This is a genomic window from Amycolatopsis sp. NPDC058340, from assembly GCF_042723975.1.
Taxonomy (GTDB): domain Bacteria; phylum Actinomycetota; class Actinomycetes; order Mycobacteriales; family Pseudonocardiaceae; genus Amycolatopsis.
In genome coordinates this window covers 1-13868 of the sequence record NZ_JBHXIB010000021.1, presented here as the reverse complement: position 1 = coordinate 13868, position 13868 = coordinate 1, and the positions used below count along the sequence as shown (strand labels likewise).

The 13868-nt window shown below is 70.2% G+C and carries 14 protein-coding genes; 10 read left to right on the top strand and 4 right to left on the bottom strand.

The features are described from left to right. Positions 1-91: 91 nt before the first annotated feature. Positions 92-1138, bottom strand: coding sequence for a ferrochelatase (locus ACFWIW_RS22985; RefSeq protein WP_378370305.1), 1047 nt, complete (start codon positions 1136-1138; stop codon positions 92-94). An 85-nt stretch (positions 1139-1223) separates the two neighbouring features. Between ACFWIW_RS22985 and ACFWIW_RS22980 the strand changes: the two genes are divergently transcribed. From ACFWIW_RS22980 to ACFWIW_RS22970, 3 genes are all read left to right on the top strand, one after another. Further along, complete coding sequence (locus ACFWIW_RS22980) at positions 1224-1808, top strand: TetR/AcrR family transcriptional regulator (protein WP_378370304.1); 585 nt, start codon at positions 1224-1226, stop codon at positions 1806-1808. A 71-nt stretch (positions 1809-1879) separates the two neighbouring features. Next, on the top strand, positions 1880-3061 hold the full coding sequence (locus ACFWIW_RS22975) for a Cmx/CmrA family chloramphenicol efflux MFS transporter (RefSeq protein ID WP_378370303.1): 1182 nt from the start codon (positions 1880-1882) through the stop codon (positions 3059-3061). 8 nt (positions 3062-3069) lie between these two features. Then, complete coding sequence (locus tag ACFWIW_RS22970; RefSeq protein ID WP_378370302.1) at positions 3070-3474, top strand: nuclear transport factor 2 family protein; 405 nt, start codon at positions 3070-3072, stop codon at positions 3472-3474. A 64-nt stretch (positions 3475-3538) separates the two neighbouring features. On the opposite strand, the gene fabI is transcribed toward ACFWIW_RS22970, so the two are convergent. Next, complete coding sequence (fabI, locus tag ACFWIW_RS22965; protein ID WP_240598727.1) at positions 3539-4306, bottom strand: enoyl-ACP reductase FabI; 768 nt, start codon at positions 4304-4306, stop codon at positions 3539-3541. A 50-nt stretch (positions 4307-4356) separates the two neighbouring features. Beyond that, positions 4357-5061 (bottom strand): beta-ketoacyl-ACP reductase, encoded by a 705-nt coding sequence (gene fabG / locus ACFWIW_RS22960; protein ID WP_016334125.1) that lies wholly within the window; start codon positions 5059-5061, stop codon positions 4357-4359. A gap of 192 nt (positions 5062-5253) precedes the next feature. On the opposite strand from fabG, the gene ACFWIW_RS22955 reads away from it, so the two are divergent. The 6 genes from ACFWIW_RS22955 (at position 5254) to ACFWIW_RS22930 (ending at position 11569) form a co-directional block, all read left to right on the top strand. Continuing rightward, the gene (locus ACFWIW_RS22955; protein ID WP_378370301.1) at positions 5254-6612 is read left to right on the top strand and encodes an MFS transporter; all 1359 of its coding nucleotides are present in this window, start codon (positions 5254-5256) and stop codon (positions 6610-6612) included. 16 nt (positions 6613-6628) lie between these two features. Beyond that, a complete protein-coding gene (locus ACFWIW_RS22950; protein ID WP_378370300.1) occupies positions 6629-7291 on the top strand; it encodes a response regulator transcription factor in 663 nt (220 codons plus the stop codon). A 3-nt stretch (positions 7292-7294) separates the two neighbouring features. Next, complete coding sequence (locus ACFWIW_RS22945) at positions 7295-8698, top strand: sensor histidine kinase (protein WP_378370299.1); 1404 nt, start codon at positions 7295-7297, stop codon at positions 8696-8698. Further along, positions 8695-9636 carry a TAXI family TRAP transporter solute-binding subunit gene (locus ACFWIW_RS22940; RefSeq protein ID WP_378370298.1) on the top strand — a complete coding sequence of 314 codons (942 nt, stop codon included), beginning with the start codon at positions 8695-8697 and terminating at the stop codon, positions 9634-9636. Before ACFWIW_RS22945 ends, ACFWIW_RS22940 begins: the two co-directional genes overlap by 4 nt. Before the next feature lie 166 nt (positions 9637-9802). Further along, positions 9803-11128: an alpha/beta hydrolase family protein gene (locus tag ACFWIW_RS22935; protein ID WP_378370297.1), complete on the top strand. Its 1326-nt coding sequence runs from the start codon at positions 9803-9805 to the stop codon at positions 11126-11128. A 9-nt stretch (positions 11129-11137) separates the two neighbouring features. Then, the gene (locus ACFWIW_RS22930) at positions 11138-11569 is read left to right on the top strand and encodes an acyl-CoA thioesterase (RefSeq protein ID WP_378370296.1); all 432 of its coding nucleotides are present in this window, start codon (positions 11138-11140) and stop codon (positions 11567-11569) included. On the opposite strand, the gene ACFWIW_RS22925 is transcribed toward ACFWIW_RS22930, so the two are convergent. Further along, positions 11557-13152: an alkaline phosphatase D family protein gene (locus ACFWIW_RS22925; RefSeq protein WP_378370295.1), complete on the bottom strand. Its 1596-nt coding sequence runs from the start codon at positions 13150-13152 to the stop codon at positions 11557-11559. The two genes, ACFWIW_RS22930 and ACFWIW_RS22925, sit on opposite strands and share 13 nt — an antisense overlap. A 111-nt stretch (positions 13153-13263) precedes the next feature. Here ACFWIW_RS22925 and ACFWIW_RS22920 point away from each other — a divergent pair, with 111 nt between their 5' ends. Then, positions 13264-13725: a tRNA (cytidine(34)-2'-O)-methyltransferase gene (locus ACFWIW_RS22920; protein WP_378370294.1), complete on the top strand. Its 462-nt coding sequence runs from the start codon at positions 13264-13266 to the stop codon at positions 13723-13725. Positions 13726-13868: the final 143 nt, after the last annotated feature.

Genomic DNA, 13868 nt, shown 5'->3' with positions numbered 1-13868 from the left:
TTTAATCCTCCTCGTTGCTTGCCCCGCTCTTCTCGTTGGTTGGGGCGGTGCTGTTTTACACCCGTCCTCGCCACTCACGAGGGCTGGGCACTTACGGGCGCGCGGGCCTCTTCGCGGGCTCGCAGCATCCGACCGCGCAAGGCGCCCCGTTGATCGTGCACCCGGCCGCCGGGAACGGCGACAGCTTCCGCGCCGGCGCCCCCTCGGTGTGTTCCCGGATCAGCTCCACGACGAGTTCGGCGAACCGAGGGTCGGTGTCCGGCGTGGCGGCCCGCGCGAAGCCCATGCCGTGCTCCGCGGCCCGCTCGGCGGCCTCGTTGTCGAGGTCCCAGATCACCTCGAGGTGGTCGGACACGAAACCCACCGGGCAGACGACCACCGAGGTGACGCCTTCCGCGTGCAGCGCGTCGATGTGGTCGACGATGTCCGGCTCCAGCCATGGCACCTGCGGCGGGCCGGAGCGCGACTGCCAGACGACGTCGTAGGTCTCGATCCCCACTTCGGCCGCGACGAGCCGGGCCGCTTCGGCGATCTGGCGCGAGTAACGCCGTCCGCCTTCCGACGGCGGGCCGGACGCCTTGTCGGCGGACTCGGGCACCGAGTGCGCGCAGAACACCGTCCTGGTCCCGGGCTGGTTCCCCAGCTTCGCGTGCGCGGCACGGACGGCGTCGGCGAAGGCGGCGACGAACAGCGGGTGGTCGAAGAACTGCCGCAGTTTCACCAGTTCCGGCGCGCCGTCGCCGACCGACGCACGGGCACGCTCGATGTCCTCGTCGTACTGACGGCAGGCGGAATAGCCGCCGTACGCGCTCGTGGGGAAGACCAGGACGTGCTGAGCACCCGCCTCGGTGATTTCGGCCAGGGTGTCCTCGACCATCGGGCGCCAGTTGCGGTTGCCGAAGTGGACGGGCAGATCGATGCCCGCGGCCGCGAGTTGCTTCTCGACCGCGGAGATCGCGTCCCGGTTCAGCCGGTTGATCGGCGAGACACCGCCGAAGTGCTGGTAATGCTCGGAGACCTCGAGCAGCCGTTCCCGGGGGACCCCCCGGCCCCGCGTGACGTTCTCCAGGAACGGCATCACCTCGTCGGGCCCCTCGGGACCACCGAACGAAAGCCAAAGCAGCGCGTCGTAACCCACCCCGCCATCTTGCCGTTGTGGCGCTCCGCACGCTGACCCGACCCGTTTTGAACCGACCGATCCAAAACCTGGTACGGTCGCCCCCATGGCCAGGCCGAAGGAATTCGACGAGCGCGCCGCGGTCGGGCGCGCCATGGACGCGTTCTGGGCACGCGGTTACGAGGGCACGTCGACACAGGCCCTCTGCGAAGCCACCGGCTTGGGCCGCAGCAGCATCTACAACACCTTCACCAGCAAGCACGCGCTGTTCATGCGCGCGCTCGACCACTACGCCGAGCGCGGAATCGTGGCCAGGACGGCCTTACTGGAGGAATCCGGGACCGGGATCGAGCGGTTCCGTGCCCTGTTCGCGTACACGATCGACGAGGAAGTCGAGCATCACGGCCGGGGTTGCCTCGTGGTCAACACGGTGGCCGAGTTCGGCGAGCGCGATCCCGAGATCAAGGCGCGGATCGACGCCGACACCCGGCGGCATATCGCCCTTCTTTCGGCCTGCGCCAAGGAAGGGCAAGCCGACGGGACGATCGACGGCGGTCGCGAACCCGGCGCCGTCGCCGAGTTCGCGCACAGCACCGTCGCCGGGCTCCGGCTGATGTCCCGCCGCGGCGCCGACCGGGCGGCGATGGAGGCCGTCGCGGCCATCGCCGTGGACGCGATCGCCGCGAAGTAGACCGAAACAACCCCTGTGCGCAACGCTGCCCACATTTTGGACTGATCGATACAAAACTGGAGGGAAGTCCCTTGCCTTTGGCAGTCTGCGTACTCGGACTGAGCGTGTTCGCGCTCGGCACGTCCGAGTTCATGATCACCGGCCTGCTCCCCGGGATGGCGGCCGATCTGCACGTCGGCATCCCGGAGGCGGGCCTGCTCATCTCGGCCTTCGCGATCGGCATGGTCGTCGGCGCTCCCCTGCTCGCGATCGCGACGCTGAGGGTGCCGAGGCGCGCCACCCTGATGGCCCTGCTCGTCGTCTTCGGGCTCTCGCACGTCGTGGGCGCGCTGGGCTCGGGATACGCCCTGCTCTTCGCGACGCGCGTCGTCAGCGCGGTCGCCTGCGCCGGATTCTGGGCGGTCGCGGCGGCCACCGCGGTCGTGCTCGTCCCGGTCGAGCGCCGCGGCCGCGCGCTGGCCATCCTGGTCGGCGGGCTCACCGTCGCGAACATCGCCGGCGTACCCGCCGGGACCTTCCTGGGCCAGCACGCGGGCTGGCGCGCGGCTTTCTGGGCGGTGACGGCGCTGACGGTGATCGCGTTGATCGGGGTCTTCGCCCTGGTCCCGGAGACACAGAACGGCGAAGACAAGACCGACGTCGCGACGGAACTGCGGCTCTACCGAGGCGGCCGGTTCTGGCTGGCGCTCGGCGTGATCGCGCTCGCGCAGGCGATGATCTTCGCGACCTTCAGCTACCTCGCCCCCTTGCTGACCGAGGTCGCCGGACTACCGGAAAGCTGGGTGCCGGGCGTGCTGTCCCTGTTCGGGCTCGGCGCGCTGATCGGGATCACCGCCGGCGGCAGGCTCGCCGACGCGAGGCCCTTCGCGACCCTCTACGGCGGCCTCGCCGTCGCACTGCTCGCCCTGGTGCTGCTCGCGCTCTCCGGCCCGGCGACGCCGGTCGCGATCTTCGCCGTCTTCCTGTTCGGCGTCGCCGGATTCGGGGTCAATCCCGCCTTGAACGTCCGCGCCTTCGCCGTGGCGGGCAACGCGCCCACGCTCGTCGGCGCGAGCACGACCGCCGCGTTCAACGTCGGCAACACCGTGGGCCCGTGGCTCGGCGGCGAGTCGATCGACGCCGGTCTCGGCTATCCGAGCGTGGCGTGGGTGAGCGTCGGCCTCGGGGTCGCCACCGTCGTGGCACTCACGTTCGCCGCCGGTGTCCAGCGCACCGACGACACCCGCCTGCTCCGCGAACCCGTTACCCAGTAAGGAGAATCATGTCCGAACGGACCAAGGCCACCCTCGACGAGTTCTTCCGGCGAATGTCCACAGGAGACACTGACGGCGCCACGGAACTCTTCGCCGACAGCGTCGCGTGGGACATCCCCGGCGCGACCGAGCTGGTCCCGTGGATCGGCCCGCGCCGGAACCGGGCCGAGATCCGCGAGTTCTACGACCTGCTCGACAAGGGCCTGATCAAGGACCGGTTCGAGGTCGAACGCGTCCTCGTCGACGGGCCGCACGCGGTCGCGATCGGCCGTCTCCGCTCGACGATCCGCAGTACCGGCAAGGTGATCCAGACGGCCTTCACCATCGAGTTCGAAGTGGACGGCGACGGCCTGATCACCAAGTACCTGCTGCTCGAGGACTCCTGGCACGTCGCGAACGCCGTCCTCCCCTGACACGCGTGAAGGCCCCCTTCCCACGGCTCAGCCGAGGGAAGGGGGCCTTCACGCGCATCGAGACTCAGATGCCGAGGGCGTGCACTCCGCCGTCGACCATGATCATCGAGCCGGTGGTGGCGGGCAGCCAGTCCGACAGGACGGCGCAGACGGATTTCGCCGTCGGGTCCGGGTCGGAGCTGTCCCAGCCGAGCGGCGCGCGGTCGCCCCAGCCCTCCTCCAGGTCGGAGAAGCCGGGGATCGACTTCGCGGCCATCGTCTTCATCGGGCCGGCGCTGACCAGGTTGACCCGGATCCCCTTCGGGCCGAGGTCGCGCGCCAGGTACCGGTTCACCGACTCCAGCGCCGCCTTCGCCACGCCCATCCAGTTGTAGACGGGCCACGCGACGCGCGCGTCGAAGTCCATGCCGACGATCGACGAACCGCGCGAGAGCAGCGGCAGCGTCGCGACCGTGAGCGCCTTGAAGGAGTACGCCGAGACGTCGACGGCCACCTTCACGTCCTCGCTCGGGGCGTCCAGGAACGGCGCGCCGAGGCACGACTGCGGGGCGAACCCGATCGAGTGCAGCACGCCGTCGAGCCCGTCGACGTGCTCACGCACGCGGTCGGCGAGCGAGTCGAGGTGCTCCTGGTTGGTGACGTCCAGCTCCAGCACCGGCGCCGGCTCGGGGAGCCGCTTGGCGATGCGCTCGACGAGCGACAGCCTGCCGAAGCCGGTGAGCACGACCTTCGCGCCCTCCTGCTGCGCGATCTTGGCCGCGTGGAACGCGAGCGAGGCGTCGGTGATGACGCCGGTGATCAGCAGGCGCTTGCCTTCGAGCAGTCCTGGCACGGGACCTCCAGTCCGGAGTGGTTTGCGTTCGGTACGGGAAAACGGGGACGTCAGTGGCCCATGCCGAGGCCGCCGTCGACCGGCAGCACCGCGCCGTTGACGTACCCGGCCTCTTCGGAGGCGAGGTAGCGGACGGCGGCGGCGATCTCCGACGGCTCGGCGTACCGGCCGGAGGGAACCTGGGCGAGGATCTCCTTCTTGCGGTCCTCGCCGAGCTCGTCGGTCATGTCCGTGGCGACGAAGCCCGGCGCGATGACGTTCGAGGTGATGTTGCGCGAGCCCAGCTCACGCGCGAGCGAACGGGCGAGGCCGACGAGGCCCGCCTTGCTGGCCGCGTAGTTGACCTGACCGGCCGAACCGGTGAGACCGACGACGGACGAGATGAAGATGTAGCGGCCCCACTTGCCGCGCAGCATGCCGCGCGAGGCGCGTTTGGCCACCCGGTACGCGCCGGTGAGGTTGGCGTCGACGACGCGGGTGAACTGCTCCTCGCTCATGCGCATGAGGAGGGTGTCGTCGGTCATCCCGGCGTTCGCGACGAGGACCTCGACCGGGCCCTGGTGCTCCTCGACGAGCTTGAACGCGGCGTCGATCTGCTCGGCGTCCGTGACGTCGGCCTGCACCCCGAAGAGGCCTTCGGGCGCGCCGGAACCGCGGTGCGTGATCGCGACCTTGTGCCCCTGCGCCGCGAGGTCCTTCGCGATCGCCAAACCGATGCCGCGGTTGCCGCCGGTGACCAGTACCGACCGTCCCACTTCAGCTCTCCTCGCCTCGTCCTGTCGCGCTGACGGCACTGAGGTTATCGGCTCGCCAGGTTCGCGCCGGAGCCGCGCCACCCCTACCTCCGGGTAACCGCGACCGTCCTAAGCGGATGTTAGGAACCGCGCCGAAACCTTGCCCGGTCGTCACGGATTGTTCACCGTGAGCCGGAACACAGGAGGTCAAAGATGACAACCCGGATCGGCGAATCCACGCCGCCCGTGAGCGAACGTCGAGTCGTCGGCAACGTGCTGCGCGGCTCGATCGGCAACCTGGTCGAGTGGTACGACTGGTACGCCTACGCCGCCTTCACCACGTACTTCGCCAAGTCCTTCTTCCCCACCAAGGACACGACGGCGGCCTTCCTCGGCACCGCGGCGGTGTTCGCCGTCGGCTTCCTCATGCGGCCGCTCGGCGGCTGGATGCTGGGCCGGTTCGCGGACCGCTTCGGGCGACGAAGCGCACTCGTGCTTTCCGTCACGTTGATGGCGACGGGGTCGCTGATGATCGCCGTGACGCCGACCTACGCCTCGATCGGGATCGCCGCGCCGATCCTGCTGCTGGTGGCCCGGCTCGTCCAGGGGCTCTCGGTCGGCGGCGAGTATTCGACCTCCGCGACCTATCTGTCCGAAGTGGCCACTCCGGGCAAACGCGGTTTCTACTCCAGCTTCCAGTACGTGACGCTGTACGGCGGCCAGCTGCTGGCGCTCGGGCTCCAGCTGCTCCTGCAGGCCGTCCTGACCGAGCAGCAGCTGACCTCGTGGGGCTGGCGGATCGCGTTCGTCGTCGGCGCGCTCGCCGCGGTCGTGGTGATGGTCCTGCGCCGCGGGATGGACGAGTCGGCGAGCTTCGAGGAGACCAAGGCCTCCGGCACCGGCAAGGACGCGGGCGACAAGGGCACGCTGCGCGCGCTGATCAAGTACCCCAAGGAGATCGCGCTCGTCGTCGGCCTCACCCTCGGCGGCACGGTGTCGTTCTACACCTTCGCCACCTACAGCCAGAAGTTCATGGAGAACACCGCGGGCATCCCGCGCCGGACGGTCACGCTGATCCTGTTCTGCGCGATCCTCGTCGCCGCGATCCTGCAGCCGTTCGCGGGCAAGCTCTCCGACCGCATCGGCCGCCGTCCGCTGCTGATGTTCTTCGGGATCGCCGGCACCCTGCTGACCGTCCCGATCATGACGCTGATGGGCGGGACGAAGGAGCCGGTGCTCGCCTTCCTGCTGATGCTGGCCGGCCTGGTGATCGTCACCGGGTACACCTCGATCAACGCGATCGTGAAGGCCGAGCTGTTCCCGACGAAGATCCGCGCGATCGGCGTCGGCCTCCCCTACGCCCTCACCGTGGCGATCTTCGGCGGCACGGCCGAGCTCATCGCGCAGGCGCTCAAGGGGGCGGGCCACGAATCGGTGTTCTTCTACTACGTCGCGGGCTGTGTCCTGGTGTCGCTCATCGTGTACGGCACAATGCGGGAAACCTCGAAGACCTCGGAGCTGGACAAGAAGAAGCGGCCCGAGCCCGAGCTCGTGTCCGGCCGCGAAGGCTAGGCGGGAAGGTGTGGCCGTGCGGGTGCTGCTCGTCGAGGACGACGCCGGTGTCGCCGACGCGCTCGCCGAAGCGCTGCAGTCACGCGGCCACACCGTCTCCCACGCGATCCGCGGCAGCGACGCGCTGCACCGGCATCGCGCCGCCGACGTGATCCTTCTGGACCTCAACCTGCCCGACATGAACGGGCTCGACGTGCTCAGGAAGGTCCGTCAGGTGTCACCGGTGCCAGTGCTCGTGCTGACCGCGAGCGGCGACGAACGGTCCGTGGTGCGCGGGCTGCGGCTCGGCGCCGACGACTACCTGACGAAACCGGTCCGCCTGGCCGAGCTGCTCGCGAGGATGGACGCGGTCGTCCGCCGCTCCGCCGTCTCCGCGGTCCCGCAGGACGGTGTCGTACGCGTCGAGGACGTCGAGATCGACCTCGGCGCGCGGCGCGTGCTCGTCGACGGGCACGACATCGGGCTCACCGCCAAGGAGTTCGCCGTACTGGCGGTGCTCGCCGCCCGGCCGGGTACCGCGGTGAGCCGCCAGCAGCTGATGGACGAGGTCTGGGGCGACGCGTATCTCGCCGTCTCCCGTTCGCTCGACGTGCACCTGACCCAGCTGCGCGCGAAGCTCGACCGGCCGGGACTGCTGACCACCATCCGGGGTTTCGGCTACCGGCTCGGCCGGGACTGACCGGTGCGCACCCGGCTGCTGGTCGTCCTCGTCGCCCTCGCGCTGACGGTGGTCGCCGCGTTCGCGATCCCGCTGTTCGGCTCGACCGCCGCGCAGCGGACGCAGCAGCTCGTGATCGCCCGCAACGCCGACGTCGACCGGTTCGTCGTCCTCGCCCAGCAGGCGGTCGACGCCGGCGATCCGACCGCGCTGGCGGTCGACGCCGCGCGGTATTCGTCGTTATACGGCGAAGCGGTCGTGGTGGTCGACGCGCGCGGGGTGCCGCTGGTCGAGACCGGCGGGATGACCGCGGCGGAACCCGTGGTCCGCTCGCTCGTCGAGGCCGCTCTTCGCAACCAGCCCGCCAAAGGTCCCGAACAGCTGAGCCCCTGGTCGTCCGATCCGGTCCATTTCGCCCGTCCGGTGGGCACCGGGACCCGGGTGGCCGGCGTCGTCGTGCTCCGCGCGTCGGTGACCACGGCGGCGGCCGACGTCGCCGCCGGCTGGGCCGCGATCGTCGCGGGCGCGGTGCTGGTCGCGGCGGTGTTCGTGCTGCTCGCGGTCCTGCTGGCCCGCTGGATGGTGCGGCCGCTGCACGAATTGGAGACCGGTGTGCAGGCGGTGACCGAAGGACATCGCGCACAGGTCCCCGACCGGGCCGGGCCCCGTGAGCTGCGTTCGCTCGCGACGTCGTTCAACCGGATGTCCGACGCCGTCGTCGAAGCGTCCGAACAGCAGCGGCGGCTGGTCGCGGACGCGTCGCATCAGCTGCGGAATCCCATGGCCGCCTTGCGGTTGCGGGTGGATTCGCTCGCCGCGCAGGTCGACGGGGACGGCCAGCGGGCCTACCGGGCGACCGTCGCGGAGGTCGAACGCCTGGAGTCCCTGCTCGACGGATTGCTCGCGCTGGCGCTCGCCGAAAGCGCCGCGACCCGGCTCGCCGCGGGCGAGTCCGGCGAGGAACCCTGCGATCTCCCCGCCGTCCTGGCCGAACGGGTCGACGCGTGGCGTCCCTCGGCCGAAGACGCGGGAGTGGGCCTCGCGGCGTCGGAAGGCCACGACGAGCCGGTGCCGGTGCGTTGCACGGAAAGCGAACTCGCCCAGGTCCTCGATGTCCTGCTGGACAACGCGGTGCACTACGCGGGCCGCGGCGCCACGATCACCACCGGCTACGAAACCGGCGACACGACGGCGACGCTCTTCGTGTGCGACAACGGTCCTGGACTGTCCACAGAGGACCGTGAGCGGGCGACCGAACGGTTCTGGCGTGCCGGGGGCGACGACGCCCCGCGAGGAACGGGTCTCGGTCTCGCGATCGCGAGCCAGCACGTGCTCGCCAGGGGCGGGCACCTCGAACTGCGTGAAGCGAAACCGCACGGCCTCGAAGTCCGCGTCGAACTCCCCCTCGCGACAGGAGCGGCACCATGAACGTCACCAGACGTACCGCGATCCTCGCGGCGCTCGCACCGTTGGCGGGATGTGCGGCCACGGGCTATCAGGGACCGGAACGCGAGGTCCTCATCGCCGCGGGCGAGAGCGGCGGCTTCTATCTGGCCTTCGCGGAGCTCTTGGCCCAGCAGCTGAACCGGGCGGAGCCACGCCTGCGGGCGACGGCCGTCGCCACCGAGGCCAGTGTCGAGAACCTGCGGCGGCTACGGGACGGCAGGGCCGATCTCGGGCTCGTCCTCGGAGACGTGGCCGAATCCGCTTTCCTCGGCGCGGAGCCGTTCTCCGTCCCGATCGCGTTCTCGGCCATCGGCCGCGTCTACGAGAACTACCACCAGCTCGTCGTCCGGGTGGACGGCGGAGTGCGGTCGCTCGCCGATCTGTCCGGGCGGCCGGTGGCGATGGGCGCGAGCGGTTCCGGCGTCGCGGTGTTCAGCAGTCGTCTGTTCGCCCGCGCCGGGGTGCCGGTGAAGGCGAAGAACCTGCTCCTGGGCGAAGCGATCAACGCGCTGGCCGCACACGAGGTCGACGCGCTGCTCTGGTCCGGCGGGATCCCGACCCCCGCGCTCACCGAATTGAACCGCACCACCCCGATCACGCTCCTCCCGCTCGACGGCCACCTTCCCGCCCTGCGCGCCGGCTTCGGTCCGGTGTACGACCAGGTCCACGTGCCGGCGCAGGCCTATCAGGGGGTCGGCGAGCTGCGGACGATCGGCGTCGCGAACCTGCTGCTGGCGGCTCCTTCGCTGCCCGACGACGTCGCGGCCGCGGTGGCGCGCGTGCTCGCCGGGCACGCCGCCGACCTCGTCCCCGCGGCCGCGGTGGGAACGCAGTTCCTCGACGTCCGGACGCTGATCGGCACCGGGAAGGTCCCGCTGCATCCGGGAGCCGCCTCGGCCTACCGTGCCCTGCACGGGTGATCGCGGCTCCATCTTCAGAGGGATGCGCGTCGCACCGGGGCGCTGCCAGGGTCGGAAACAGGCGGCCACCGGGCCGCCCCGATCCGGAAGGATTCCAGCAGTGGGCGGATTCATGCGGTCGTCGCAACAAGGTCTCCTTGGGGCAGTGTCATCTAGACACAACAGGGTGGTGCGGGGTTCGGCGCTGATCGCGGGCCTCGCGCTCGCGGGCGGGCTCGCCACGGCGGCCCCCGCCGTCGCGGCCGACCAGGCCAAGCTCACCGCACCGGCCCTCACCGGCCCCTACGACGTCGGTACCACCGACCTTCATCTGGTCGACCCGTCCCGCGCCGATCCGTGGAAACCGGACCGGCGCCGGGAGCTCATGGTCACCGTCACCTATCCGGCGGACCGGTCCGCCGACGGCCCGCGGGCGCCGTGGCTCACGCCCGGCGTGAGCGGCGTCATCGATCAGACGCTCGCGGCCGAGGACTATCTCGGTCTCCCGGTCGGCTCCATCGACTGGGCGTCGGCGAAGCGACGGGCCGAAACCGGCGTGCCGGTGGCGCACGGCGCGCCGAAACCGGTGGCGCTCTTCTCCCCCGGCTTCGGCGGTCCTCGCGAGACGTACACGGCGATCGTCGACGACCTGGCCAGCCGCGGCTACGTGGTCGTCTCGCTTTCGCACACCTACGAGAGCGCCGCGGTCGAATTCCCCGGCGGCAGGCTCGAAACAGCCGTTCCGCCGGGCGAGGGTCCCGAGTTCATGAAGAAGGCACTCGACGCCCGGGTCGCCGACAGCCGGTTCGTCCTCGACAGGCTGTCGGACATCACCCGCGGGCGGAATCCGGACGCGGAGAACCGGCCGCTCCCGCGTGGGCTCGGCCGGTCACTCGACCTGTCCCGGGTCGGCGCCTACGGCCATTCCTACGGCGGGTTCACCGCCGGCGAGACGATGGTCCACGACCGCCGTGTCGACGCCGGGATCAACCTCGACGGCGCGATGGCGACCGCGTTCGGCTACCCGCCGGGCAGCGCCTACGTGCCCGGCGAGGTCACGAAACGCGGACTCGACCGGCCGTTCCTGCTGATGGGCACCGAGGGCGTCGACGAGAACGGCAAACCGCTGGAACACACGCACCGGCACCCCGAGTTCGACCGCAGCTGGGCGGACTTCTGGGCGAACCAGCGCGGGTGGAAGCGGGACCTCCTCCTGCGCGGAGGCAGCACGCATATGGCGTACAGCGATCTGAGGTCGTGGTGCCGCAACTCGGTTCGCGAGTCGCGCCGGAGAAGCGTGAAGCCGTCATCGGCACGATCGATCCCCGTCGTTCGGTGGCCGCGCAGCGGGACTACATCGGCGCGTTCTTCGATCTGCACCTCCGCGGCCGGGACAGGCACCTGTTCGACGGTGAGTCGCCGCGGCATCCGAACATCGATTTCATCGACTGACCGGACGCGCGTGAAGGCCCCCTTCCCTCGGCTGAGCCGAGGGAAGGGGGCCTTCACGTAGGTTGGAACCGTGACAGAGCCACGGAAACCGATCGTCGAGATGCCGCTGCGCGTGCGCTACCACGAATGCGACGGGCAGGGCATCGTGTTCAACGCGCACTACCTCGCCTATGTGGACATGGCCATGTTCGAGGTGGAGAAGGCCCTCTTCGGCTCCCACCAGGAGGCGCTGGCCCGCGGTGTCGACGTCGTCGTCGCCGAATCGAACCTCCGCTACCGCGCGCCTTGCCGCTACGACGACGAACTGGTCGTCGCCGTGTACCTGAACCACCTCGGCACGACGTCGCTGATCATCGACTTCGAGATCACCCGCGACGGTCACGTGTGCGCGGAAGTCAAGACCCGCTACGTCTTCGTCGATCCGTCGACGCTCACGAAGGCGGCGCCGCCCGCGGCCGTGCGCGAGGCGTACGCCCCCTTCGTGCCCGCTCAGGCGGACTGAACGCCGGGCCGCCGGTCTTCGACGACGTAACTGGCCCGTGTGCTGATCGGCGCTCCGGGGGTGTTGACGTACGGCACCACCCGGAAGTCGCTCCGCCAGCGCTGCCGGTTCACGTTCACCCGGACGTAGCCGCGCTGACTGTTGAAGAACTTCATGTGCGGGTTGGCCTTCAGCAGGTTCTCACCGCCGGGTGTCATGTCCGCGCCGTTGCCGCCGCTGGTGATCGACGTCCCGACGAACTCGCTCGCCACGGTGGGCGAACCCGGGTCGCCGAAATCGCGCTTGAGGTCCCAGGCGTAGTTCTGGTGCCTGTCGCCGGTGATGACCACCAGGTTCCGCACGCCGCGGTCCTGCGCCGCGGCGAGCACGCGGTCGCGGTCGGCGACGTAGCCGTCCCACGGGTCGAGGTAGACGTTCGTGGCCTCGCCCGCGTCGGTGTCGGTCTGCCCCATCGGGGCCTGGTTGCCGAGGATCTGCCACCGCGCGCGGGACCGCGAGAACCCGTCGAGCAGCCATTGCCGCTGCTCCGAGCCGAGCAGGGTCCGGTTCTCGTCGAACCGCTCGGTGCAGTTCGCCGACTGGCCGTCACCGCACGGCTGGTCGTCGCGGTACTGGCGGGTGTCGAGCATGGTGAAATCGGCCAGCGTGCCGTAGCTGAGCCGCCGGTGGAGCCGCGCGTCCGGGCCTTTCGGCAACTGGGCGATGCGATACGGCAGGTGCTCGTACATCGCCTGGAACGCCTCGGCCCGCCGCTGCCGGAACACCGCGCGGTCCTGGTCCGGTTCCTTGTCGATCTGCGAGATGTCGCCCGCCCAGTTGTTCTCCACCTCGTGGTCGTCGTTGACGTGGATCCACGGGAAGGCGGCGTGCGCGGCCATCAGCGGCGCTTCGGACTTGTAGAGCGCGTACTGGAGCCGGTAGCGGGCCAGGTCGAAGGTCTCGCCCTTGAACTGCGGCCCCACCGGCGTCCCGCGGCCGATTCCGGTGACACCGCTCTCGTAGAGGTAGTCGCCCAGGTGCACGACCAGGTCGAGGTCTTCGGCCGCCATGTGGTCGTACGCGGTGAAGTGCCCGGCCTCCCAATTCTGGCAGGACGCGAACGCGAAGTTCAGCTCACGCGGCGACGACCAGGCGACCGGCGCCGTCCGGGTGCGGCCGACCGGCGAGATCACACCGCCCGTGCGGAAACGGTAGAAGTACTCGTGATCCGGCGCGAGACCGTGAACCTCGGGATGCACGGAGTGACCGAGTTCTGGTGTGGCGACCACCGAGCCGCGGCGGACGACGGCGCGGAAACGCTCGTCGAGCGACACTTCGTACTCGACCCGGACCGGCGTTCGCGGCATGCCGCCGAAACCGTCGGCCTCGTACGGCTTCGGCGCGAGCCTGGTCCAGAGCACGACACCGCCGGGCAACGGGTCGCCCGACGCGACACCGAGGGTGAACGGGTCGCCGGCACCGCGGGCGAGCGGCATCGCGCCGGCGGCGTTCCAGGCACCGGTCCCCAGCAGGACGGCGGCCGCGCCGGCGGAGCCATAACCGAGGAAGCGACGCCGCGACAGGGGGTGAGGGAGCGAAGGCATGAAGCCCTCCTGTGGTGGGATGGTCACGGGCGGGCCTCATGCTCGTCCGGCTTGATGGCCGCCCGGCCGCGCTCAGGCGAAGCGCCCGTGAACGAAAGACGATCAACCCTCGTGTTCCGCATCCTGTTCTACCGCCCCGAAATCCCGCCCAACACGGGTAACGCGATCCGCTTGACCGCGAACACCGGCTGCGAGCTCCACCTGGTGGAGCCGCTCGGTTTCACGCTGGAGGACAAGCAGTTACGGCGCGCGGGGCTCGACTACCACGACCTCGCGCGCGTCCACGTCCACGCGGACCTCGACGCGGCATGGGCGGCTCTGCTGCCTGCCCGGGTCTACGCGTTCAGTGCTTCGGCGACGCGGCTGCACACCGACGTCGCGTACGAGCCCGGTGACGTCCTGATGTTCGGGCCGGAGTCGGCGGGGCTGCCTCGTGAAGTGCAGGAGTCGGCCCAGGTGACCGACCGGGTGCGGCTGCCGATGCTGCCGTCGAGCCGGTCGCTGAACCTTTCGAACACCGCTGCGATCAGCGTGTACGAGGCTTGGCGGCAGAACGGCTTCGCGGCCCCCTGACCGCCCGCGTGCGCTCGTCCCGCCGCCGGCGCGGGCTCGCGGCGAGCCTCATGGCCAGGACGCGTGGGGCGGGGTGCCCAGGTTGGGTAAAGTTTTTGACGCACATTGGGGTTTAGGGCCAGCCCCCCCGCGCCCCCCCCCCC

Coding starts and splice junctions, on each gene's coding strand:
- ACFWIW_RS22980 (WP_378370304.1), top strand. CDS start 1,224: ATGGCCAGGCCGAAGGAATTCGACGAGCGCGCCGCGGTCGGGCGCGCC.
- ACFWIW_RS22970 (WP_378370302.1), top strand. CDS start 3,070: ATGTCCGAACGGACCAAGGCCACCCTCGACGAGTTCTTCCGGCGAATG.
- ACFWIW_RS22955 (WP_378370301.1), top strand. CDS start 5,254: ATGACAACCCGGATCGGCGAATCCACGCCGCCCGTGAGCGAACGTCGA.
- ACFWIW_RS22940 (WP_378370298.1), top strand. CDS start 8,695: ATGAACGTCACCAGACGTACCGCGATCCTCGCGGCGCTCGCACCGTTG.
- ACFWIW_RS22925 (WP_378370295.1), bottom strand. CDS start 13,152: ATGCCTTCGCTCCCTCACCCCCTGTCGCGGCGTCGCTTCCTCGGTTAT.